Raw genomic sequence first — 22,115 nt, 5'->3', positions numbered from 1 at the left:
CCCCCACCAACCCGGCACCCGGCAACCTGGCCTCGCCCGCCACCCCCTGCCCCGCTGCTCAATTGCGCCGAAGGCGCGAGACGGCGACGCAGACAACCGAACCGAACAACCCCCACAAGACCCGGGACTCGGGCTCGGGCCACCCAAGGCCAACGGACCCGCAGTCCGGGTGAGACCTCGGCCGCCCATGGGGGATGCCGCCACCGACGCGTACCCCGCCAGCCCGGTGGCCGGCGGTAGTCCCGCGCCCACCGCCCCCTGCCCCGCTGCTCAAATGCGCCGAAGGCGCGAGACGAAAGCCGCGCTCGACCAAGCCGCGCAACCCGTCACGGCCCCGCGCAGCCCATCGCGGCCAGTGGCCCGGTTCGGCGGACCCGAGCCGCACACGGCCGACCGCCCCGCCCCATCCCGCTGGCAGCCCGGCAACTGGCCCCGCCCCGCGCGCCGGAGCCGTCAGCGGGACCCGCCCCACCGGCCCGGCGGGCGGCAACGCCTCCGCGCCCGTCGCCCCCTGCCCCGCTGCTCAATCGCGCCGGAGGCGCTGGACGGAAGCCGTGCTCGACCGAGCCGCGCAGCGCGTCGGGGACCACCGGTAGGGTTCGGCAGGTGAGTGCTCTCAATCTCGATGACTTCGTCGACCTGATCGAGCGCCCCGACGGGGGCATCCGGCGTGACGCCGAGGAGCGCCGTGAGCGGCTCGCGTTGCCGCCTGGTGCGCTCGGGCGGCTGGACGAGCTGGGTGAGTGGCTGGCCGCCGCGCAGCAGCGGGTGCCGGTCAAGCCCATCGAGCAGCCCCGGGCCATCCTCTTCGCGGGCGACCACGGCGTCTCCGACCTCGGCGTCTCCGCCCGCCCCGCCAGGAGCACCCACCGTCTGGTCCGCGCCGTGCTCGACGGTGAAAGCCCGGCCGCCATCCTCGCCGCCCGTCTCGGCACGCCCGTCCGCGTCATCGACATGGCGCTGGACTGCGACCCCGAGGAGTTCCCGGAGGACGTCACCCGCCACCGCGTACGCCGAGCGTCCGGCCGGCTGGACGTCGAGGACGCGCTCACCCTGGACGAGGCCGAGCGGGCCTTCCGTACCGGGATGGCCATCGCCGACGAGGAGGCGGACTCCGGTACGGACCTCCTCGTCCTCGGTGACCTCAGCGTCGGCGGCACCACCGCGGCCGCGACGCTGATCGCCGCGCTGTGCGGTACGGACGCCTCCGTGGTCACCGGCCGTGGCGGGGCCGCCATCGACGACCTCGCCTGGATGCGTAAATGCGCCGCGATCCGTGACGGGCTGCGCCGGGCCCGCCCGGTGCTGGGCGATCAGCTCCAACTGCTGGCCACCGTCGGCGGTGCTGATCTCGCCGCGATCACCGGCTTCCTGTTGCAGAGCGCGGTGCGCCGCACCCCCGTGATCCTGGACGGCGTGGTCTCGGCGGCCTGTGCGCTGGTCGCCCAGCGGGTGGCGTTCCGGGCCCCGGACTGGTGGCTGGCCGGTCAGGCCAGCGGCGAACCGGGGCAGGAGAAGGCGCTGGACCGCATCGCCCTCACCCCGCTGCTCGACCAGGGCGTCACGGTCGGCGAGGGCACGGGCGCGCTGCTCGCCCTGCCACTGGTACAGGCGGCCGCGGCCCTGCACGCCGAGCTCCCGGAGCGCGACGAGGACAACGGGGGCAACGAGAGCGGCGGCTAAGGGCCCAGGGCCCTAGCCGAAGGTCAGGACCACCAAGGCGGCCGTGGCGGCCGTCTCCGCGAGCGCGCCGAAGACGTCGCCGGTCACCCCGCCGAGACGGCGGCGGCAGTGGTGCAGGAGGAGTTCGGCGGCCGCCAGCGCGGCCAGGGCGGCGAAGGCGTGCAGGACGACGGCGTACGGGCCGAAGGGGACGGCCACCACCGCACAGCCCACCACCGTCACCGCCGCCACGACACCCGCGGAACGCCACGGCACGGCGCCCGCGACCGCCGCGCCCAGCCCCTCCGGCCGCGCCGCCGGAACGCCCACGCGGGCGGCGAGCGTCAGGGCGCAGCGCGCGGTGACACCGGCCACGGCCGCCCCGGCCGCGCCGTGCGCCCAGCCCTGTCCGTAGAGCTGGGCCAGGGCCGCCACTTGGCCGAGCAGGACGAACAGCAGCGCGATCACGCCGAACGGCCCGATGTCCGACCGCTTCATGATGCGCAGCGCGTCCTCGGCGGGTTTGCCGCTGCCGAGCCCGTCCGCGGTGTCGGCGAGCCCGTCGAGGTGGAGGCCGCGGGTCAGTACGGCGGGTATCGCGGCGGTGGCGACGGCCGCCAGCAGCGCCCCACCGCCGAGGAACAGCAACACCCCGCCCACCGCCGCCGCGCACAGCCCCACGGTCAGCCCGGCCAGCGGAGCGCACAGCATCCCCGCGTGCGCCGCCTCCCGGTCCCAGCGTGTGCCGCGTATGGGCAGCACCGTGAGCGTGCCGAAGGCGAAGCGGATCCCGTCGGCCCAGGGGGCACGCGGAGCATGCGCGGGCGGCGGATCGTAGGCAGGGCGGGGCGGAGGCTCCGGGCGGCCGGGGCCCGTTGAGTCCTCCGAGCCCGCTGAGCCCTCCGAATCCTTCGAGGGCTCGGAGGGCGCGGCGGGCTCAGCGCGTTCGGAGGGCGTGGCGGACTCGCCGGGCACGGCAGGCGCGGCAGGCTCGCCGGACTCGGCGGGCGCGGCGGACTCCGCGGGCTCCGCGGGCTCGGCAGGCTCGCCGGACTCGGCGGGCGCGGCAGGCGCGGCAGGCCCGGCGGGCGCGGCAGGGCCAGCGGGCTCGACGGCCTCGGCGGGCGCGGCAGGCCCAGCGGGCGCAGCGGGCCCGGCAGGCCCGGCAGGCCCAGCGGACTCGCCGGACACGGCAGGCGCGGCAGGCTCGCCGGACTCGGCGGACTCGACGAGCGCGGCAGGCCCAGCGGACTCGACGGCCTCGGCGGGCGCGGCGGGCTCAGCGGGTCCCGAGTTTTCCGGGGCCTCCGGCCCGGCCCCCGGCGGCCGTGCGGACGACTGCGACTGCGGCTGCGGCGACTCCGGCGTGGTGTCCATCGCGCGGAAGGCTACCCCGTGGGCCCCATTCATGAGTGACCACGGTCAAAAGCACCCCGTACCTCCCAGCGGTGGCCGGGGCGCGGGGCAAAGGCGTCCCGGAGGCGCTCGGAGCCTCAAAAGGGGCCTAGGCATACGATGCGGAGGGGCGCGGCCTACAACCCATATCGGCCGACGAACTATCGGAAGAGGGACCCGACCACTGTGACTGCTCTGACTCTCAGCACCTCGTCCGCCGCGGCACTGCGCGCGGACGCCGTCGTCGTCGGCGTGGCGAAGGGGGCCAAGGGCCCCGTTGTCGCCGTCGGCGCCGAGGCCGTGGACAAGGCGTTCGGCGGGAAGCTGGCCGCCGTTCTGGAGACGCTCGGCGCGACCGGCGCCGACGGCGAGGTGACCAAGCTGCCCGCCGCGTCCGGCCTCAAGGCCCCGGTCGTGCTGGCGGTCGGGCTGGGCGAGGTCCCGGCCAAGGGCGGCGGCTATGACGCCGAGACGCTGCGCCGGGCCGCGGGGGTGGCCGCCCGCGCGCTGTCCGGTTCGAAGAAGGGCGCCTTCGCGCTGCCGGTCGAGGACGCGGCGGGCGCCGCCGCCGTGGCCGAGGGCGCGCTGCTCGGGGCGTACACGTACGACAAGACCAACGGCAACGCCAAGGACGCCAAGTCCAAGGACAAGAACGGCGGCAAGGGCGACAAGAAGGACAACGGCCCGCTCGCCGAGGTCGCCCTCGTCGGCGGCAAACCGCGCGACAAGGCGTACAAGGCGGCCACCGAGCGCGCCACCGCTCTCGTCGCGGAGATCAACCGCGCCCGCGACCTGATCAACACCCCGTCCAACCTCCTCACCCCGGCCGCCTTCGCCGCCGAGGCGGTCGCGGCCGCCAAGGAGCACGGCCTCAAGACCGAGGTGCTGGACGAGAAGGCGCTCACGAAGGGCGGTTACGGCGGCATCCTCGGCGTGGGCCAGGGCTCGGACGCCCCGCCGCGGCTGGTCCGGATCGCGTACACCCACCCCAAGGCCGAGAAGACGCTCGCCCTGGTCGGCAAGGGCATCACCTACGACTCGGGCGGTATCTCCCTCAAGCCGGCCGGTCACAACGAGACGATGAAGTGCGACATGAGCGGTGCCGCCGCCGTGTTCGCCACGGTGGTCGCCGCCGCCAAGCTGGGCCTGCGGGTCAATCTGACGGGCTGGCTGGCGCTGGCCGAGAACATGCCCTCGGGTTCGGCCACCCGCCCCGGCGATGTGCTGTCGATGTACGGCGGCAAGACCGTCGAGGTGCTGAACACCGACGCCGAGGGCCGGCTGGTGCTCGCCGACGCGATCACCCGCGCCGGTGAGGAGAAGCCGGACGCGATCGTGGACGTGGCGACGCTGACCGGTGCGATGGTCCTCGCGCTGGGCAACCGCACGTTCGGGATCATGACGAACGACGAGGCGTTCCGCGGCACGCTCCACGAGATCGCGGAGGAGGCCGGTGAGCAGTCCTGGCCGATGCCGCTGCCTTCGCACCTTCGCAAGGGCATCGACTCCCCGGTCGCCGATCTGGCGAACATGGGTGAGCGCATGGGTGGCGGTCTGGTGGCCGGCATCTTCCTGAAGGAGTTCGTTGCGGACGGGATCACCTGGGGCCACCTGGACATCGCGGGCCCGGCCTTCAACGAGTCCGGCCCGTTCGGCTACACCCCCAAGGGCGGCACTGGCGCCGCGGTCCGCACCCTGGTGCGGCTGGCCGAGCGCGCCGCCGACGGCGGTCTCGGCTGAGCCGGGGCCGGAACACGGCGGCGCGGTGCGGCAACGCATCGCGACCGCCCGGCCCCGCCACGTACCCGCCGCCGACCCGGTGGGCCATAGGCCGAAAGTCCCGTCGATTTCGCCCTCAACGAAATCGACGGGGCTTCGCGTTCCGGATACGCAGGAGTAACCCCTGAACTGGGCCGTGGAGATTTCTCACACAGCGGCCCCGCGTCCCGCCTCCTCCCAACAAGTGCGAAGATGTTGTCCCGGCAGGACAGGGCCCCCGACACCAGGGCCGACGCAAGAAGCGGCCGAACACACGCCGCCGCCCGGCAACCGAAGGCCGGTCCCGGCGCACCATGCATGGAGGACGTGACGTGGCGAACGACGCCAGCACCGTTTTCGACCTAGTGATCCTCGGAGGCGGTAGCGGCGGTTACGCCGCTGCCCTGCGCGCGGCGCAGCTGGGTCTGGACGTCGCCCTGATCGAGAAGGACAAGCTGGGCGGCACCTGTCTGCACCGCGGCTGCATCCCCACCAAGGCGCTGCTGCACGCGGGTGAGCTCGCCGACCAGGCCCGTGAGGGCTCGGAATTCGGCGTGAAGACCACCTTCGAGGGCATCGACATCGAGGGTGTGCACAAGTACAAGGACGGCGTGGTCTCGGGCCTGTACAAGGGTCTCCAGGGGCTGATCGCCTCCCGTAAGGTCACCTATGTGACGGGCGAGGGCCGGCTGTCCTCCCCGACCTCGGTCGATGTGAACGGCGAGCGCTACACCGGCCGCCACATCCTGCTGGCCACCGGTTCGGTGCCCAAGTCCCTCCCCGGCCTGGAGATCGACGGCAACCGCGTCATCTCCTCCGACCACGCCCTGGTGCTGGACCGCGTGCCGAAGTCCGCGGTCGTGCTGGGCGGCGGCGTCATCGGCGTCGAGTTCGCCTCCGCGTGGAAGTCCTTCGGGGCCGACATCACCATCGTCGAGGCGCTTCCCCACCTCGTCCCGGTCGAGGACGAGAACAGCTCCAAGCTGCTGGAGCGCGCCTTCCGCAAGCGCGGCATCAACTTCTCCCTCGGCTCCCGCTTCTCCGGTGTCGAGTACACCGCCGACGGCGTCAAGGTCTCGCTGGAGAACGGCAAGACCTTCGAGGCCGAGCTGCTGCTGGTGGCCGTCGGCCGGGGCCCGGTCTCGCAGGGCCTGGGCTACGAGGAGGCCGGGGTCGCCATGGACCGCGGCTATGTCCTCGTCGACGAGTACATGCGAACCAACGTTGAGACCATCTCCGCCGTGGGCGACCTGGTCCCCACCCTCCAGCTGGCCCACGTCGGCTTCGCCGAGGGCATGCTGGTGGCGGAGCGGCTGGCCGGTCAGAACCCGGTGCCGATCGACTACGACGGTGTGCCGCGGGTGACCTACTGCCACCCCGAGGTCGCCTCCGTGGGCATCACCGAGGCCAAGGCCAAGGAGCTGTACGGCGCGGACAAGGTCGTCGCCCTGAAGTACAACCTCGCGGGCAACGGCAAGAGCAAGATCCTCAAGACCGCGGGCGAGATCAAGCTCGTGCAGGTACGGGACGGTGCCGTCGTCGGCGTCCACATGGTCGGTGACCGGATGGGCGAGCAGGTCGGCGAAGCTCAGCTGATCTACAACTGGGAGGCGCTGCCCGCCGAGGTCGCGCAGCTTGTCCACGCCCACCCGACCCAGAACGAGGCGCTCGGCGAGGCCCACCTGGCCCTGGCCGGCAAGCCGCTGCACTCCCACGACTGATCATCCCGAGCGCGAACCATCCGCAAAGATCGTTAAGGAGCAACCGAACACCATGGCGGTTTCCGTAACCCTGCCGGCGCTCGGCGAGAGCGTGACCGAGGGCACCGTCACCCGCTGGCTCAAGGCCGAAGGTGAACGCGTCGAGGCCGATGAGCCCCTGCTCGAGGTGTCGACCGACAAGGTCGACACCGAGATCCCGGCCCCCTCGGCCGGTGTGCTGACGTCCATCAAGGTGGCCGAGGACGAGACGGTCGAGGTCGGCGCCGAGCTGGCCGTCATCGACGACGGCGGCGCGGCCCCGGCCGCTGCCCCCGCCCCCGCGGCCGAGCCCGCTCCGGCGGCCCAGCCCGAGCCCGCCCCGGCGCCCGTCGCCGAGGCTCCCGCCCCCGCCCCTGCCGCCGCCGGTCCGGCCGGTGGCGCCGAGGGCACCGATGTGGTCCTGCCCGCGCTGGGCGAGTCGGTGACCGAGGGCACCGTGACCCGCTGGCTCAAGGAGGTCGGCGAGTCCGTCGAGGCCGATGAGCCGCTGCTCGAGGTCTCCACCGACAAGGTCGACACCGAGATCCCGGCCCCGGCCGCGGGCACCCTGCTGGAGATCCTGGTCGGCGAGGACGAGACCGCCGAGGTCGGCGCCAAGCTGGCCGTGATCGGCGTGGCCGGTGCCGCTCCGGCCGCCGCGCCCGCCCCGGCAGCCCCGGCTCCGGCTCCCGAGCCGGTCCAGGAGGCCCCGGCGCCCGCCCCGGCCCCGCAGGCCCCGAGCGCCCCCGCGCCGCAGGCCGTCACCCCGGCGCCGGTCGCCCCCGAGCCGGCCCCGGCCGTTCCGGCGCCCGCCCCGGCTCCGGCCGCGGCACCCACGATCCCGGCACCCACGGCCCCCGAGGCCGAGGGCGCCTACGTCACCCCGCTGGTGCGCAAGCTGGCCGCCGAGAACAACGTGGACCTGTCCACCGTCAAGGGCACCGGCGTCGGCGGCCGCATCCGCAAGCAGGACGTCATCGCCGCGGCGGAGGCCGCCAAGGCCGCCGCCCAGGCCCAGGCCCCGGCCGCCGCCGCGCCGAAGGCGGCCGCCCCGCAGGCGGTGTCCCCGCTGCGCGGCCAGACCATCAAGATGCCGCGGATGCGCAAGGTCATCGGCGACAACATGATGAAGGCCCTGCACAGCCAGGCCCAGCTGACCAGCGTGATCGAGGTGGACGTCACCCGGGTCATGCGGCTGCGCGCCCAGGCCAAGGAGTCGTTCGCGCAGCGTGAGGGCGTCAAGCTCTCGCCGATGCCGTTCTTCGTGAAGGCCGCCGTCCAGGCGCTGAAGGCCCACCCGGCCATCAACGCCCGGATCAACGAGGACGACAACACCATCACGTACTTCGACGTGGAGAACGTCGGTATCGCGGTGGACGCCGAGAAGGGCCTGATGACCCCGGTCATCAAGAACGCGGGCGACCTCAACATCGCCGGTCTGGCCAAGAAGACGGCGGAGCTGGCGGGCAAGGTCCGCTCCAACAAGATCACCCCGGATGAGGTGTCCGGCGCCACCTTCACGATCAGCAACACCGGTTCGCGCGGTGCGCTGTTCGACACGATCATCGTGCCGCCGAACCAGGTCGCCATCCTGGGCATCGGCGCGACCGTCAAGCGCCCGGTGGTCATCAACCACCCGGAGCTGGGCGAGACCATCGCGGTGCGCGACATGACGTACGTGGCGCTCTCCTACGACCACCGCCTGGTGGACGGTGCCGACGCGGCCCGCTACCTGACGGCCGTCAAGGAGATCCTGGAGGCCGGCGAGTTCGAGGTGGACCTCGGTCTCTGAGCCTTACGAGGCACTGCCGCGCCCCGCACGGGAAGTCCGTGCGGGGCGCGGTTTTCTTTACCCGGTACCGGGATAATGGCAGCTGTTCACCGCTGGTTCTAAGGAGCTCCCCATGGCCCCGCCCGTCGTCCACTCGTTGCGCGAGCAGATCCGCGAACACATCGTGGAGGGCATCGTCAGCGGCCGCTGGAAGCCGGGCGAGCGGATCGTGGAGCGCAGGATCGCCACGGAGCTTGAGGTCAGCCAGACGCCCGTACGGGAGGCGCTGCGGGAGCTGGAGTCGCTGCGGCTGATCGAATCGGCGCCCAACAAGGGCGTCCGGGTGCGCAATCTGACCGCCGCCGACCTCGAGGAGATCTATCCGGTACGGGCCGGGCTCGAGCAGATCGCGGCGGAGCTGGCGGCGCCCGTGCTGGCCGAGGACACCTCCCGGCTGGAGCCCGAGGTGCGGGCGCTGTACGAGGCGGACCGCAAGGCCGACGGGGAGGCGCAGGTCCGGCACACCGTGGCGTTCCACCGGGAGCTGGTGCGGGCGTCGGGCAACAGCGTGCTGCTGCACACCTGGGAGTCGCTGGGCATCGAGATCTGGACGACGCTGTCGATCCGCTGGCTGGGCACCGTCCAGGAGTCGTACGCCGAGGAGCACCAGGCGGTGGTGGACGCCTTCAGGCGGCGGGATCCGAGGGTGGGCGAACTGGTCAAGGAGCATGTCCTGGGCTGTGCACCGCGTGCCTAGTTTCGCGGCACGGAATGCCAATTTCGGCTTACGGAGCACTTTTTCCCCAGGAGAGCTTTGATCGATCATCGATCAGACTTACAGTCGCCTCATGACCGATCTCGTACGCACGCAGCCGAGTGCGCTCGACCAGCTTCCCGACCGTGACCCCGAGGAGACCGCCGAATGGGGCGCCTCCCTGGACGCCGTCGCGCGGGCGGCCGGGTCACACCGCGCCTCGTACCTCATGCGCCGCACCCTGGAGCGCGCCGAGAGCGCCGGGCTCGCGCTGCCGCCCCTGCTGGAGTCGGACTACCTCAACACCATCCCGACCGCCGCCGAGCCCGCGTTCCCGGGCGACGAGGCCATGGAGCGCCGCATCACCGCCTGGAACCGGTGGAACGCGGCGGCGATGGTCACCCGCGGCAGCCGTGACGGCCTCGGCGGCCACATCGCCACCTTCGCCTCCGCCGCCTGGCTCTACGAGACGGGCTTCCAGCACTTCTTCCGCGGCAAGGAGGCGGACGGCAGCGGCGACCAGCTCTACATCCAGGGCCACGCCTCCCCCGGCATCTACGCCCGCGCCTTCCTCGACGGGCGGCTGACCGAGCGCCATCTGGACCACTTCCGCCGCGAGGCGGGTGGCGAGGGCCTGCCGTCCTATCCGCATCCGCGGCGGCTGCCGTGGCTGTGGGAGTTCCCCACCGTCTCGATGGGGCTCGGCCCGATCTCCGCGATCTACCAGGCCCGCTTCAACCGCTATCTGGCGGCCCGTGGCATCAAGGACACCGCCAACTCCCACGTCTGGGCCTTCCTCGGCGACGGCGAGATGGACGAGCCGGAGTCGACGGCCGCGCTCGCCCTGGCCGGCCGCGAGGGCCTGGACAACCTGACCTTCGTCATCAACTGCAACCTCCAGCGCCTCGACGGCCCGGTGCGCGCCAACTTCAAGATCGTGCAGGAGCTGGAGGCCCAGTTCCGCGCGGCGGGCTGGAACGTGGTCAAGTCGCTGTGGGGCTCCGCCTGGGACGAGCTGTTCGCGCAGGACACCACGGGCGCGCTGGTGCGCCGGCTGCGCGAGGTCCCGGACGGCCAGTTCCAGACGTACGCGACCCGCGACGCGGCCTATATCCGCGAGCACTTCTTCGGCGCCGAGCCGGAGCTGGCCCGGCTCGCCCAGGGGTTCACCGACGCCAAGCTGGCCGAGTGTTTCCACACCTCGCGCGCGGGCCATGAGCCCCGCAAGGTGTACGCGGCCTACCGCGCGGCCATGGCGCACAAGGGCGCCCCGACCGTGGTGCTCGCCCAGACCGTCAAGGGCTGGACGCTGGGCCCCGGCTTCGAGTCGCGCAACGCCAACCACCAGATGAAGAAGCTGACGGGCAAGGAGTTCCGCGCCATGCGGGACCTCCTCGAACTCCCCATCCCGGACAGCAAGCTGGACGAGCACCTCGTCCCCTACGTCCACCCCGGCCCCGACTCCCCCGAGGTCCGCTACCTCCAGGAGCGCCGCGCGGCCCTCGGCGGCCCGGCCCCGGCCCGCAGGGTCCACCCGGTGGCCCTGCCCGAGCCGTCCGCGAAGCCGTTCGAGACGCTCGCCAAGGGCTCCGGCAGCCAGGAGATCGCCACCACCATGGCCTTCGTCCGGCTGGTCAAGGACCTGATGCGGGAGAAGGAGACCGGGCGGCGCTGGGTGCCGATCGTGCCGGACGAGGCACGGACCTTCGGCATGGAGTCGCTCTTCCCCACCGCCGGGATCTACTCCCCGCTCGGCCAGACCTACGACCCGGTCGACCGCGATCAGCTCCTGTACTACAAGGAGGCCGCGAACGGTCAGATCCTCAACGAGGGGATCACCGAGTCCGGTTCGATGGCCGACTTCACCGCCGCCGCGACGTCGTACGCGACCCACGGCGAGCCGATGATCCCCTTCTACATCTTCTACTCGATGTTCGGCTGGCAGCGCACCGCCGACCAGATGTGGGCGCTCGCCGACCAGCTCGGCCGCGGCTTCCTCATCGGCGCCACCGCCGGCCGTACGACGATGACCGGCGAGGGCCTCCAGCACGCCGACGGCCACTCCCCGCTGATCGCCTCCACCAACCCGGCGGCGCTCGCCTACGACCCGGCCTTCGCCTACGAGGTCGGCGCGATCGTGCGGGAGGGTCTGCGGCGGATGTACGGCCCCGAGGCCGAGGACGTCTTCTACTACCTGACGGTCTACAACGAGCCCAAGGTCCAGCCGTCGATGCCCACGGGCGAGGGCGTCGAGGAGGGCATCCTCAAGGGCCTGTACCGCTACCGGGAGGCCACGGCCCCGGCCGCGGACTCCCCCCGTATCCAGCTGCTCGCCTCCGGCACCGCCATCCACTGGACGCTGGAGGCCCAGAAACTCCTCGCCGACGACTGGGGCGTGGCCGCCGACGTGTGGTCCGCCACCTCCTGGAGCGAGCTGCGCCGCGACGCCCTGTCCTGTGACGCGGCGCAGCTCAACGGCGAAGACCGGGTCCCGTACGTCACCCGTGCCCTGGCAGGCGCACCGGGCCCGGTCCTCGCCGTCAGCGACTGGATGCGTGCCGTCCCCGACCAGATCAGCCAGTGGGTCGAGCAGGACTGGTACTCACTGGGCACGGACGGCTTCGGCCTCTCCGACACCCGCGAGGCCGCCCGCCGCCACTTCGGCGTGGACGCCCCGGCCATCGTGGTGGCCGCACTGTCCCGGCTGGCCCGCCAAGGCGCGGTCCCGGCCACCGCGCCCAAGGAAGCCGCGGAGCGGTACGGCATCTGACGGCGCGGCGCGAGCGCGCCGGAGGCCGGGCGGCGGCCCGGCCCCCGGTGCGCGCTCGGACGTCGCCCCGGTCGCCGGGGCCCGGCGACGCCTGCGGCGGAGCCGCATATCGAGGCTTTCCCCTCCCCGCCCCTTCCCACAACTGGGGCTCCGCCCCAGACCCCGCTCCTCAATCGCCGGAGGGGCTGATTTCAGCCCCTGCCCCGCGGCGGAGCCGCATATCGATGCTGCGGGAAGGGACGGGGCCGCCCGCCATGGTCCGCCGCGCCCCCGCAGGGCAGTGCATCATGGGGCCGTGCGTGCTGCCCGGCTCATCAAGATGGTGCTTCTGCTCCAGGCCCGGCCCTCGATCACGGGGGCCGAGCTGGCGCGGGAGCTGGAGGTCTCCGAGCGCACCGTGACCCGGGACGCCGCCGCGCTCTCCGAGGCGGGCATCCCGGTCTACGCGGACCGGGGCCGGGCCGGGGGCTACCGGCTCATCGGCGGCTACCGCACCCGGCTGACCGGCCTGGGGCGGACCGAGGCCGAGGCGCTGTTCCTGTCCGGCGTCCCCTCCGCGCTGCGCGAGATGGGGCTCGCGGACGCCGCCTCCGCCGCCCGGCTGAAGGTGTCCGCCGCGCTGCTCCCGGAGCTGCGGGACGCCTCCCATACGGTGGCGCAGCGGTTCCATCTCGACGCCCCGGGCTGGTGGCGGGAGCCGGAGACGCCGGAGCTGCTGCCGAGGATCGCCGACGCGGTCTGGGACGATCTGCGGATCACCGTGCGCTACCGGCGCCGGGACGCGGAGGTCAGGCGCGAGCTCGAACCGTACGGGCTCGTGCTCAAGGCGGGCGTCTGGTATCTCGCGGCGCGTGCGGAGGGCGGCTTCCGGGTCTACCGCGTGGACCGCTTCGCCGCCGTCGAACCGTCCGGCGCCCGCTTCACCCGGGCCGAGGACTTCGAGCTGCCCGCCTTCTGGGCGGAGCGGGCCGATCAGTTCGCCCGCTCGATCCTGCGCGAACAGGCCGTCGTACGGCTGACCCCGGCCGGTGCCCGGTGGCTGCCGCATGTCACGGACCGGGCGGCGGCCGAGGAGGCGGTACGCGCGGCCGGGGAGCCCGACGGGCAGGGGCGGATCACCGTCACCCTGCCCGTCGAGTCGTACCAGGTCGCCCTCGCCCAGCTGCTCGGGCTGGGCCCGGAGGCGGAAGTGCTGGGGCCGCCGGAGCTGCGCGAACTCTTCGCCGACGCGGCGCGCCGCACGGCGCGGCTCTACGAGTGACCGCGGAGCTTCAGCGGATCGGCGGAGGTCGGCCGCGGTTCGCAAGGCCCCCGAAGGGGCGCGGGGCCGTGTCGATTTGCGGCTCCGCCGCGGCTGTGGCGATATGCGGCTCCGCCGCGTGGGACCGGCCGGCCACGACGGCGCCGCGCCGCGGACGGCCGAGGCAGCTCGGCCGCGCCTCCGGCGGAGCGCTCAGCGGTAGTCGGCGGCCGTGCCCTCCTTGCCGCCGAAGACGACGTCCTGGAAGTAGCCGAGGACATCCGGCCGCGAGCCGTCCAGATCGGTGAAGCCGTAGACCTTGGCCAGATCCCCGCTGAAGACGGACTTCCCGTTCCACCGCGCCCGGTCCGGGTCGGCGGCGAGCGCGGCGACGGCCCGCCCGACGAAGTGCGGCGACTCGGCGATCGCGAAGTGCGGCTCCTTCTCCACCGCGTCCCGCCAGTTCTCCTCCCGCACCCCGAAGTGGTCCAGCATCTGCTCCGAGCGCAGGAAGCCCGGCGAGATGCTCACCGCCGTACCGTCGAACTCCGCGAGCTCCTCCGCGAGCCCGAAGGCCGTGCGGATCGGGGCGTTCTTGGTGAGGTCGAAGAAGAGGTTCTCGCGGTAGGTCTTGTTGAACTCCTCGTTGCCGTCGGTCACCTCGACCACCAGCCCGCCCGGGTGCCGGATCAGCAGCGGCAGCGCGTAGTAGCTGGTGATGAGGTGGGTCTCGACGCCGAGCCGGAGCATCCGCAGCCCGCCCGTCAGATCCGTCTCCCAGGTCTTCTTGCCGAACTCGATCAGTGCCTCACCGCCCCAGACGTCATTGACCAGGACGTCCAGCCGGCCCTGCTCCCGGTCGATCCGCTCCACCAGAGCCCGGACCTGCTCGGGCTCCAGATGGTCGGTCGGCACCGCGATGCCCGTGCCGCCCGCGGCCGTGATCAGCTCGGCCGTCTCCTCGATGGTCTCCGTCGGCCGCCCGACCTCGCTGACCCGCTCGCGCGTGGTGCGCCCCGTCGCGTAGACGGTGGCCCCGGCCGCTCCCAGCTCGACGGCCATCGCCCGGCCCGCGCCGCGCGTCGCCCCCGCGACGAGCGCGATCCGGCCCGCCAGTGCGCCCTGTGTGCTCACGTCCATACGTCCTCTCATGTGCGTCCCGGTGTGGAAACCGGTGTGGGTGACATGGTCGACCCGGCTCGAGTCCGGTCGACCACGGTCGACCCTCGCAGCAAAACCCGACACCTTCTGTCCGGTATCCCGAGGCGGCCGCATCCGGCCCCCTCCGCGTGCGGGGGTGCGCGGGAGGGCCGATCCTGGTCCCGTGATGATGGACGAGACGGAGTTCTGGGGGCTGGTCGACAGCGCTCGGGAGGCCGCGGACGGCGACCCCGAGGACCAGTCCGACCTGCTCGTCGAACGGCTGTCACAGCTGGACCCCGACGCCGTGCTGGACTTCGCCCGGCACTTCGAGGCCCGCTCCAACCGGGCGTACCGCTGGGATGTGTGGGGCGCCGCCTGGGTGCTGCTGGGCGGGGTCAGCGATGATGCCTTCGAGGCGTTCCGCTACTGGCTGATCGGCCAGGGCCGGGGGATCTTCGAGGGCGCGCTGCTCGATCCGGACGCGCTCGCCGATCTGCTCGAGGACTTCGACGACCAGGTGGACGGCGACTGCGAGGATCTTGGGTACGCGGCGGACGAGGCGTACGAGCGGCTGACCGGCGCGCCCCTGCCGGACCTGGAACTCGCCCCCGCACCCCGGGAACCGATCGGGGAGCCCCTCGACTTCGAGAGCGAGGCGGTGCTGGCGGAGCGGTATCCCCGGCTGTGGGAGCGCTTCAGGGTCTGAGGGGCTTGGGGAGCGGAGCTTGAGCGGCTTGAGGAGCTTGAGGTCTGGGGGAGCTTGAGGGTTGGGGGCTTGAGGGCTGGGGGCTTGAGGGCTGGGGGCTTGAGGGCTGGGGGCTTGAGGGCTGGGGGCTTGAGGGCTGGGGGCTTGAGGGCTGGGGGCTTGAGGGCCAGGGGAGCTCGAAGGGGCTTGACCGGTTTGAGGGACGGTGGCGCCTCAGCGGTCCAGCGAGCGTCCCATCAGCACATCGTCCACGTACTCCCCCTCCAGCAGGAACTCCCCCGGCAGGACGCCCTCCACCGCGAACCCCTCCGACGCGTACAGCCGCCGTGCGGGGGTGTTGTGGCCCAGCACCCGCAGGGTGATGCGGGTGGCGCCCTGCCGCCGCGCCTCCTGGCACGCGGCGCCGAGCAGCGCCCGCGCCACGCCCCGCCCCCGCGTCCGCTCGTCCACCGCGAGCCCCTGGATCTGACGGACATGTGCGTTGCAGGCCAGCGGGGTCGGCGGCACGAGCCGTATATAGCCGACGGGGTGCCCGCCGAGTTCGGCCACGAGGATCTCATCGACGCGGTTGTGCAGGGTGAAGAAGCGGTCGTACGGCGGCTGCGGCCTCGGCTGCACGGAATGCAGGGTCGACCAGGTGCGGCGGTCCAGATCGGCCAGTGCCGTCTCGTCGTCGATCACGGCGGGGCGGATGATCAGTTCGGCACGCCGGGACGGCGGGCCGGAGGGGTGTGGTGGGTCGGAGGGCTGAGGCAGGCTGGACGGCTGGGACATGCGCGTCACTGTGCCACGCCCGCCCGTTGTCCGACATCCCGCCTCTGATCGAGGGCAGGATGGTGACCATGCGTATCGCGGTCACCGGCTCCTCCGGGCTCATCGGCACGGCACTCGTCCGCTCGCTGCGCGAGGACGGCCACCAAGTGGTGCGGCTGGTGCGGCGTTCGCCGCGCGCGGAGGACGAGGCGGAGTGGGATCCGCGGCGGCAGTGGGTGGACACCGCGGGGCTGATGGGCTGTGAGGCCGTGTTCCACCTTGCGGGCGCGGGCGTCGGCGACCGGCGCTGGACCGACGCGTACAAGAAGGAGATCCGGGACAGCCGGGTGCTGGGCACCGCCGCCATCGCCGAGGCGATCGCCTCGCTGGACACCCCGCCGCGGGTGCTGGTGAGCGGGAGCGCGATCGGCTTCTACGGTGACACCGGGGAGCGCGCGGTCGATGAGAGTGCGCCCCCTGGCCATGGTTTCCTTCCGGATGTCTGCCAGGACTGGGAGGAGGCGGCGGGCGCGGCGCAGGAGGCGGGCGTCCGGACGGCCTTCGCCCGGACCGGGCTGGTGATCTCCGCCGAGGGCGGGGCGTGGGGGCGGCTCTTCCCCTTGTTCAAGCTGGGCCTCGGCGGGCGGATGGGCAGCGGCCACCAGTACTGGAGCTTTATCGCGCTGCGGGACCATATCGCCGCGCTGCGCCATATCCTCGACACGCCCGAGCTCACCGGCCCGGTCAACCTCACCGCGCCGACGCCGGTCACCAACCGCGAGATCACGGCGGCCATGGGCCGCGTTCTGCGCCGCCCCACGCTCTTCTCGGTCCCCGCCCCCGCGCTCCGGATCGCCCTGGGCGAGATGTCCGGCGATGTCCTCGGCAGCGTCCGGGCCGTCCCCCGCCGACTGCTGGACTCCGGCTTCACCTTCGCGTACCCACATGTGGACGAGGCCATCAAGGCGGCGCTCACTCAGGAGGGTTGACGCCCTTCCAGCTCTCCGGTCGCATATCGCCCCATGGCGGTGTGCGACCGCTGTGCGCCCGTGCCCGGTCGATGCGCGTCTGGCATCGACCGTTTTTGTCCGTACTGTCAAGACCGTCTCGCCGAGCCGACTCGCGGGACCCACGCATCCAGGCCGCCGGTCGGGGCAGCAGCCCCCGTGACGGACGCACCGACCTCGGGGAGGACACGTGCTCAAGCGCGCGCACCGCACGGACGTCGTCATCGTCGGCGCCGGGCTCGCGGGGCTGGCCGCGGCTCATCGGCTGACCGGCGCGGGAGTGGCGGTCACGGTGCTCGAGGCCGCGCCCCGGGTGGGCGGGCGGATGACGACCGACACCGTCGACGGCTTCCGGCTGGACCGTAACGGCCACCTGATGAACACCTCCTTCCCGGAGTTGCGGCGCACTCCGGGGCTCGGCGCCCTCGCCCTGCGCCCCTTGGCCCAGGGTGTGCTCGTGCACAGCGAGGGCCGTACGCACCGGGTGGACACGCCCCGGAGCATGAGGGGCGCATTCACCACGGCACGCGCCCTCGCGAACGCCGCCCGCGCGCCGCTCGGCAGCGGGCTCGACCAGGCCCGACTCGGTGCCGCGCTCGGCAGGCTCGCCGCCCTGCCCGCGGACCGCCTGCTCGCCCGCCCCGACCGGCCGGTCTCCGAGACCCTGGGGGGGCGGGGCCTACCTGCTCGTACGGTCGAGGGGGTGCTGCGTCCGCTGCTCGTCTCATTGCTGAGCGACCCGGACCTCACCACTTCGAGCCGCTGCGCCGACCTCGCGCTGCGCGGCTACGCACGCGGCCGCCTCTGCCTCCCGGCGGGCGGCGCGTCCACCGTCCCCGAACTGCTCGCGGCCGCGCTGCCGCCGGGGACGGTCCGTACGGGCGTCCGGGCCGTATCGGCCTCCACCAGCGCCGTGGCCACCGCCGAACACGGCGAGTTCGGCTGCCGTGCGGTGCTGGTGGCCACCGGGGCGCACGACGCGGCCGGGCTCCTGCCCGGCCTGCGGGTGCCGGCCTTCCACCCGGTCACCGTGGTGCACCACACCGCCGACCGGCCGCCGCTGCGCGAGCCCGCGCTGATACTCGCGGCGGGCGGCCGGGGCCCGGTCGCCCACACCATGGTGGCCAGCGAGGTCGACCCCTCGCGCACCCCGCCCGGCCGGGTGCTGATCACCTCCACCGTGCTGGGCACCTCCGCCGCGCTGCCGACCGCCGAGCTCGACCGGTCCGTCAGGGCCCAACTGGCGGCGGTCTACGGGACGTCCACCGCGGGCTGGCAGCTGCTGGCCGCCCATCACGACCCGTACGCCGTCCCGGCCATGCCCGCACCGCACGACCCGCGCCGCCCGGTACGGCTGCTGTCGGGGCTGTACGTCTGCGGCGACCACCGGGACTCCAGCACGGTGCAGGGCGCACTGGCCTCCGGCCGCCGAGCCGCCCGCGCGGTGCTCAGCGACTTCGGCGCACCCCCGGACTCCGGCTCCGGCACAACCCCCGACACCGGCCCCGACCCCTTCCCGGCCGCGGCGGCCTGACGGCGCGCAGACCGGCGGGTGCGCCACGGCCAACGGCCGGGGGCTCACAGGGCCAGGCGTCCAGCCCTGAGCACGCGGCCCAAGACCCACGGGCCTCGGTGCGCGCCGGAGCCGGCTGGCCAGGGCCGGGGCTCGTACAGCGAGGCGTCCGGCCCGATGTCCGCACGTGCCTCGCCCCGTACGCCGAAGGCGCGCGCCGCCGCCCGGCACACTTCGTCCGTCGCCGAAGCGAGGCCGTCCTACGCTGGGATCCATGGCCACCACCACGGGCGCCCGTGACGCCGATATCGCTCGCGCGGCCGCCGCGATCGCCGATCCGTCCCGTGCCCGCGTCCTCACCGCGCTGCTGGAGGGCCGGGCCCTGCCGGCGAGTGTGCTGGCCACCGAGGCCGGGGTCAGCGCCTCCACGGTGAGCGGGCATCTGGCCAAGCTGCTGGAGGCCGGGGTGGTGCGGGTCGAGCGGCATGGGCGGCACCGCTACTACCGGCTGACCGGCCCCGCCGTCGGCGAGGCCCTCGAGGCGCTGGCCAGGATCGCCCCGCCGCTGCCGGTCACCTCGTTGCGCCAGAGCAGCCACGCGCACGCCCTGCGCCGGGCGCGTACCTGCTACGACCATGTCGCGGGCGCCCTCGGCGTGGCCCTGTTGGCGGCGCTGCTGGAACGCGGGGTCCTGGAGGGCGGTGACGGACGGTTCCACCCCGAGGCGGCCGAGGGCGACAGGCTCTCCGCCCCGGGCAACGACACGACGTACCGGCTGACGGAGCCGGGGCGCGCGGCGCTGGCGGCGTTCGGCGTGGACGCGGACGGGCTCGTCGCCGGGCGCCGCCCGCTGATCCGCTACTGCGTCGACTGGACCGAGCAGCGCCACCACCTCGCCGGGGCGCTGGGGGCCGCCCTGACGGACCGGCTCTTCGCGCTGGACTGGATCCGCCGTGGCGGCCGCCGCCGCGTGGTGCACCTGACCGACGCGGGCCGTACCGGGCTGGAGCGCACCTTCGGCGTCGTCCTGGACAACTGACGCCGAAGACAGCTGACGTCCTGGACAGCTGACGTCCTGGACAGCTGACGTCCTGGAGAGCTGAACAACACCGGTCCCAGACACCCCAGCGCGGGCCCGGGACGCCTGGACGCATCCGTCCCGGGCGCCCCGGCGCGAGCCCCCCGCCCCAGCGTCACCCCAGCGTCGCCACCCGCTCCCGGTACCCCCGCACCGGTGCCGCGTCCCGGTACGGCTCCAGGCGGCGCTCGAAGTCCCGTACGTACTCCACCGCCCGCACCGACCGCATCTCCGACGCCTGGTGCGCCGCCTCCGCCCCCAGCTGGCACGCCTGCTCCAGCTCGCCGAGGCCCAGCCGCGCCGTCGCCAGCACCACCCGGCAGAAGAGCCGGCTGCGCGCGCAGCCGGCGCCATGCAGCTGCAAGGAGCGCTCCGCGTGCTGGGCGGCGGCCCGGTACTGCTGGAGATCGCGGTGGCAGTGGCCGAACTCGTCGGCCAGCTGCGCCTCGTCGAACAGCCGCGCCCAGTACGGCACCTCGTCCCCCGGCCGGGCCGCCTCCAGCGCCCGCTCGGCGCGGGCGAGCGAGGCGGTGCACGCGCGCACCTCGCCCAGGACGCCATGGCCGCGCGCCTCGATCGCGTGCAGCAGCGACTGGAGCACCGGCGGGGCGCCGCCGCCGACCCCCTGCTGGGCCACCCGGGCCAGCTGCACGGCCTCCCGCCCATGGCCGAGATAGACGGCCTGGCGGCTCATGGTCACCAGCACATAGCTGCCGTACGTGCGGTCCCCGGCCGCCTGCGCCAGCCGCAGCGCCTGGACGAAATAGCGCTGCGCGAGACCGTGGGCGGCGATGTCGAACGAGGTCCACCCGGCCAGCCGGGTCAGATCGGCGATCGCGCCGAACAGCCGCCGCCCGGTCGCCTCGTTGTACGAGCCGCGCAGCATCGGCTCGCCCTCGTGCTCGAGGTAGCGCACCAGGGCCTGCCGGGCGTGTCCGCCGCCGTACGTCTGGTCGAGGGCCGCGAACAGCTCGCCGACCGAGCGCAGGGCCGCGATATCGCCGGTGGTCACCCGGTAGCCCGGCCCGCGCCGGTCGCGGTCGTGGCGACGCTGGCGGGGCAGCGGCGCCCGGCCATGGGCACCATGAACCCCCGGACCGCCGTGGGCGCTCTGAGGGCCCTGGGAGCCCTGCATGGCCCCGCGCCCCGGCGCCACCCCGGCCGCACCGGCAGCCGCCGCCTGGGCGCCCGCCCGGCCGCCCTGCGCGGGCAGCCGCCCGGCCCCGGTGCCCACGCCCACGGCCGCCCCCGCCGGGGCGGGGCCCGCCGGTGGCTCACCGCGCGCCACCCGGTCGTCGGGCCGCCCGATCAGCCAGTCACGGCTGGGGACGACGAGGCCCGCCGGGGTGAAGGCGATCTTCCGCAGCTCCGCATGGCTCCCGGAGTCCTTGCGCCACAGCCCGCTGACGATGTCCACCGCCTCCTGCGGGGTGGCGGCGAACTCCAGCCCCGCGTAGACCGGCGCACAGGCGTCCAGGCCCAGGTCCTGGGCGGTCAGCCGGCGCCCCAGCCGCCGGGTGAACACCTCGGCGATCAGCGCGGGGGTGGTGCCGCGCGGCTGCTGTCCGCGCAGCCAACGCGTCACCGATGTCTTGTCGTACCGCAGGTCCAGACCGTGCTCCAGTCCGAGCTGGTCCACCCGCCGGGCGAGCCCTGCATTGGAGAAGCCCGCCTCTGCGATGAGCGCGGCGAGCTGACGATTGGGGATGCGCTGCGGGGGTCGTTCCGTCATCAGCCTGCCGGTCTCCCTGATCGCTCGGTGGAACGGCGCGAATGTAACCGCCGCTAGAGGGCTGATCGCGGCCGTCGGGCTCCATTCATCCGATCGTGTGAGAACGAGCCGGGTGAGGACGTATGGGGACACGGTCGTACAGTGGCTGAGGCGCCGCCGCGAGGCTTCGCCACCCCATCCGACGCGGCCCAGAAGGAGCTTGCCGTGACCGCCGTGACCACTGCTTCGCCGGGGGCGGCCCCCGGTTCATCGGCGCTGCGCTACGTCCACCTGGGCTTCGGCGCGGACGCCGTGGACTACGAGGAGGCGTGGCAGGAGCAGCGCCGGGTGCACGCCGCCCGCTTCGCGGACGAGATCCCCGACACCTGTCTGCTGCTGGAGCACCCTCCGGTCTACACGGCCGGGCGGCGCACGGCCGACAACGAACGCCCCCTGGACGGCACCCCGGTGGTGGACGTGGACCGCGGCGGCAAGATCACCTGGCATGGCCCCGGTCAGCTGGTCGGCTATCCGATCCTGAAGCTGCCGCGCCCGGTGGACGTCATCGCGCACGTCCGCCGCCTGGAGGAGGCGCTGCTGCGCACCTGTGCGGAGTTCGGTCTGGAGACCACCCGGGTGGAGGGCCGCAGCGGGGTGTGGGTGCTGGGCGATCCGGTGGAGCAGCGCCCCGCGCTCGGCGGGCTGAAGCTGGACTTCGACCCGCGGCTGGCGGACGAGGAGTTCGACGCGCGGCTGAATGGCCCGGAGTACGCCCCGTCCAACGCCGGGCAGCGCCGTGAGGACCGCAAGCTGGCCGCCATCGGGGTCCGGATCGCCAAGGGCGTGACGATGCACGGCTTCTCGCTCAACTGCGATCCGGACAACACCTGGTTCGACCGGATCGTGCCGTGCGGTATCCGGGACGCGGGTGTGACCTCGCTCTCGGAGGAGCTGGGCCGGGATGTGCCGATCGCCGAGGTGCTGCCGGTGATCGAGCGGCATCTGCGGGAGGTCCTGGAGTCCGCCGTCCCGCTGCCGCGGGCGGTCTGACCCCTCCGGGACCCTCCGGGACCGTCTCCGGAGCCCTTCCGAGGCCGTTCCGGGGCCGTTCCGGG

General features: G+C 73.6%; 16 protein-coding genes. 12 read left to right on the top strand and 4 right to left on the bottom strand.

Annotated elements, in window-relative coordinates; genetic code table 11:
- Positions 1 to 606: 606 nt before the first annotated feature.
- Entirely contained in the window at positions 607 to 1,683 is a 1,077-nt protein-coding gene (gene cobT, locus AB0E24_RS18085) for a nicotinate-nucleotide--dimethylbenzimidazole phosphoribosyltransferase (protein ID WP_359378139.1), read from the top strand.
- A gap of 12 nt (positions 1,684 to 1,695) precedes the next feature.
- Here cobT and AB0E24_RS18080 read toward each other — a convergent pair whose 3' ends face one another.
- Positions 1,696 to 2,451 (bottom strand): adenosylcobinamide-GDP ribazoletransferase, encoded by a 756-nt coding sequence (locus AB0E24_RS18080; protein WP_359378481.1) that lies wholly within the window; start codon positions 2,449 to 2,451, stop codon positions 1,696 to 1,698.
- Positions 2,452 to 3,243: 792 nt separating this feature from the next.
- Here AB0E24_RS18080 and AB0E24_RS18075 point away from each other — a divergent pair.
- The 6 genes from AB0E24_RS18075 to AB0E24_RS18050 all read left to right on the top strand — a co-directional run bounded on the left by AB0E24_RS18075 (position 3,244) and on the right by AB0E24_RS18050 (position 13,110).
- On the top strand, positions 3,244 to 4,797 hold the full coding sequence (locus AB0E24_RS18075; protein ID WP_093705799.1) for a leucyl aminopeptidase: 1,554 nt from the start codon (positions 3,244 to 3,246) through the stop codon (positions 4,795 to 4,797).
- A gap of 350 nt (positions 4,798 to 5,147) precedes the next feature.
- Positions 5,148 to 6,536 carry a dihydrolipoyl dehydrogenase gene (lpdA, locus tag AB0E24_RS18070; protein WP_079257319.1) on the top strand — a complete coding sequence of 463 codons (1,389 nt, stop codon included), beginning with the start codon at positions 5,148 to 5,150 and terminating at the stop codon, positions 6,534 to 6,536.
- A 52-nt stretch (positions 6,537 to 6,588) separates the two neighbouring features.
- On the top strand, positions 6,589 to 8,346 hold the full coding sequence (gene sucB / locus AB0E24_RS18065) for a 2-oxoglutarate dehydrogenase, E2 component, dihydrolipoamide succinyltransferase (protein WP_359378135.1): 1,758 nt from the start codon (positions 6,589 to 6,591) through the stop codon (positions 8,344 to 8,346).
- Between the two features lie 112 nt (positions 8,347 to 8,458).
- Positions 8,459 to 9,082 (top strand): GntR family transcriptional regulator, encoded by a 624-nt coding sequence (locus AB0E24_RS18060; protein ID WP_069869308.1) that lies wholly within the window; start codon positions 8,459 to 8,461, stop codon positions 9,080 to 9,082.
- A 91-nt stretch (positions 9,083 to 9,173) separates the two neighbouring features.
- Positions 9,174 to 11,849, top strand: a complete 2,676-nt coding sequence (gene aceE, locus AB0E24_RS18055) for a pyruvate dehydrogenase (acetyl-transferring), homodimeric type (RefSeq protein ID WP_069869307.1) — start codon at positions 9,174 to 9,176, stop codon at positions 11,847 to 11,849.
- Positions 11,850 to 12,144: 295 nt separating this feature from the next.
- Positions 12,145 to 13,110, top strand: a complete 966-nt coding sequence (locus AB0E24_RS18050) for a helix-turn-helix transcriptional regulator (RefSeq protein ID WP_069869306.1) — start codon at positions 12,145 to 12,147, stop codon at positions 13,108 to 13,110.
- A 192-nt stretch (positions 13,111 to 13,302) separates the two neighbouring features.
- On the opposite strand, the gene AB0E24_RS18045 is transcribed toward AB0E24_RS18050, so the two are convergent.
- A complete protein-coding gene (locus AB0E24_RS18045) occupies positions 13,303 to 14,229 on the bottom strand; it encodes an SDR family oxidoreductase (protein ID WP_180990618.1) in 927 nt (308 codons plus the stop codon).
- A 187-nt stretch (positions 14,230 to 14,416) separates the two neighbouring features.
- On the opposite strand from AB0E24_RS18045, the gene AB0E24_RS18040 reads away from it, so the two are divergent.
- Entirely contained in the window at positions 14,417 to 14,938 is a 522-nt protein-coding gene (locus AB0E24_RS18040) for a DUF4240 domain-containing protein (protein ID WP_173963470.1), read from the top strand.
- A gap of 213 nt (positions 14,939 to 15,151) precedes the next feature.
- On the opposite strand, the gene AB0E24_RS18035 is transcribed toward AB0E24_RS18040, so the two are convergent.
- Positions 15,152 to 15,712: a GNAT family N-acetyltransferase gene (locus AB0E24_RS18035; protein ID WP_079257322.1), complete on the bottom strand. Its 561-nt coding sequence runs from the start codon at positions 15,710 to 15,712 to the stop codon at positions 15,152 to 15,154.
- Positions 15,713 to 15,771: 59 nt separating this feature from the next.
- Between AB0E24_RS18035 and AB0E24_RS18030 the strand changes: the two genes are divergently transcribed.
- From AB0E24_RS18030 to AB0E24_RS18020, 3 genes are all read left to right on the top strand, one after another.
- Positions 15,772 to 16,680 carry a TIGR01777 family oxidoreductase gene (locus AB0E24_RS18030; protein WP_069869305.1) on the top strand — a complete coding sequence of 303 codons (909 nt, stop codon included), beginning with the start codon at positions 15,772 to 15,774 and terminating at the stop codon, positions 16,678 to 16,680.
- Between the two features lie 208 nt (positions 16,681 to 16,888).
- A complete protein-coding gene (locus AB0E24_RS18025; protein WP_359378129.1) occupies positions 16,889 to 18,232 on the top strand; it encodes an NAD(P)/FAD-dependent oxidoreductase in 1,344 nt (447 codons plus the stop codon).
- 253 nt (positions 18,233 to 18,485) lie between these two features.
- Entirely contained in the window at positions 18,486 to 19,250 is a 765-nt protein-coding gene (locus AB0E24_RS18020) for an ArsR/SmtB family transcription factor (RefSeq protein ID WP_079257325.1), read from the top strand.
- Between the two features lie 154 nt (positions 19,251 to 19,404).
- Here AB0E24_RS18020 and AB0E24_RS18015 read toward each other — a convergent pair whose 3' ends face one another.
- Positions 19,405 to 21,021 carry an NsdA family TPR-like regulatory protein gene (locus AB0E24_RS18015; RefSeq protein WP_359378126.1) on the bottom strand — a complete coding sequence of 539 codons (1,617 nt, stop codon included), beginning with the start codon at positions 21,019 to 21,021 and terminating at the stop codon, positions 19,405 to 19,407.
- 204 nt (positions 21,022 to 21,225) lie between these two features.
- Here AB0E24_RS18015 and lipB point away from each other — a divergent pair, with 204 nt between their 5' ends.
- A complete protein-coding gene (gene lipB, locus AB0E24_RS18010; RefSeq protein ID WP_173963306.1) occupies positions 21,226 to 22,050 on the top strand; it encodes a lipoyl(octanoyl) transferase LipB in 825 nt (274 codons plus the stop codon).
- The last annotated feature ends 65 nt before the right edge of the window (positions 22,051 to 22,115 follow it).

This window comes from Streptomyces malaysiensis subsp. malaysiensis, from assembly GCF_040653035.1.
Lineage (GTDB): Bacteria > Actinomycetota > Actinomycetes > Streptomycetales > Streptomycetaceae > Streptomyces > Streptomyces malaysiensis.
This window is presented reverse-complemented; position numbering and strand designations above follow the sequence as displayed.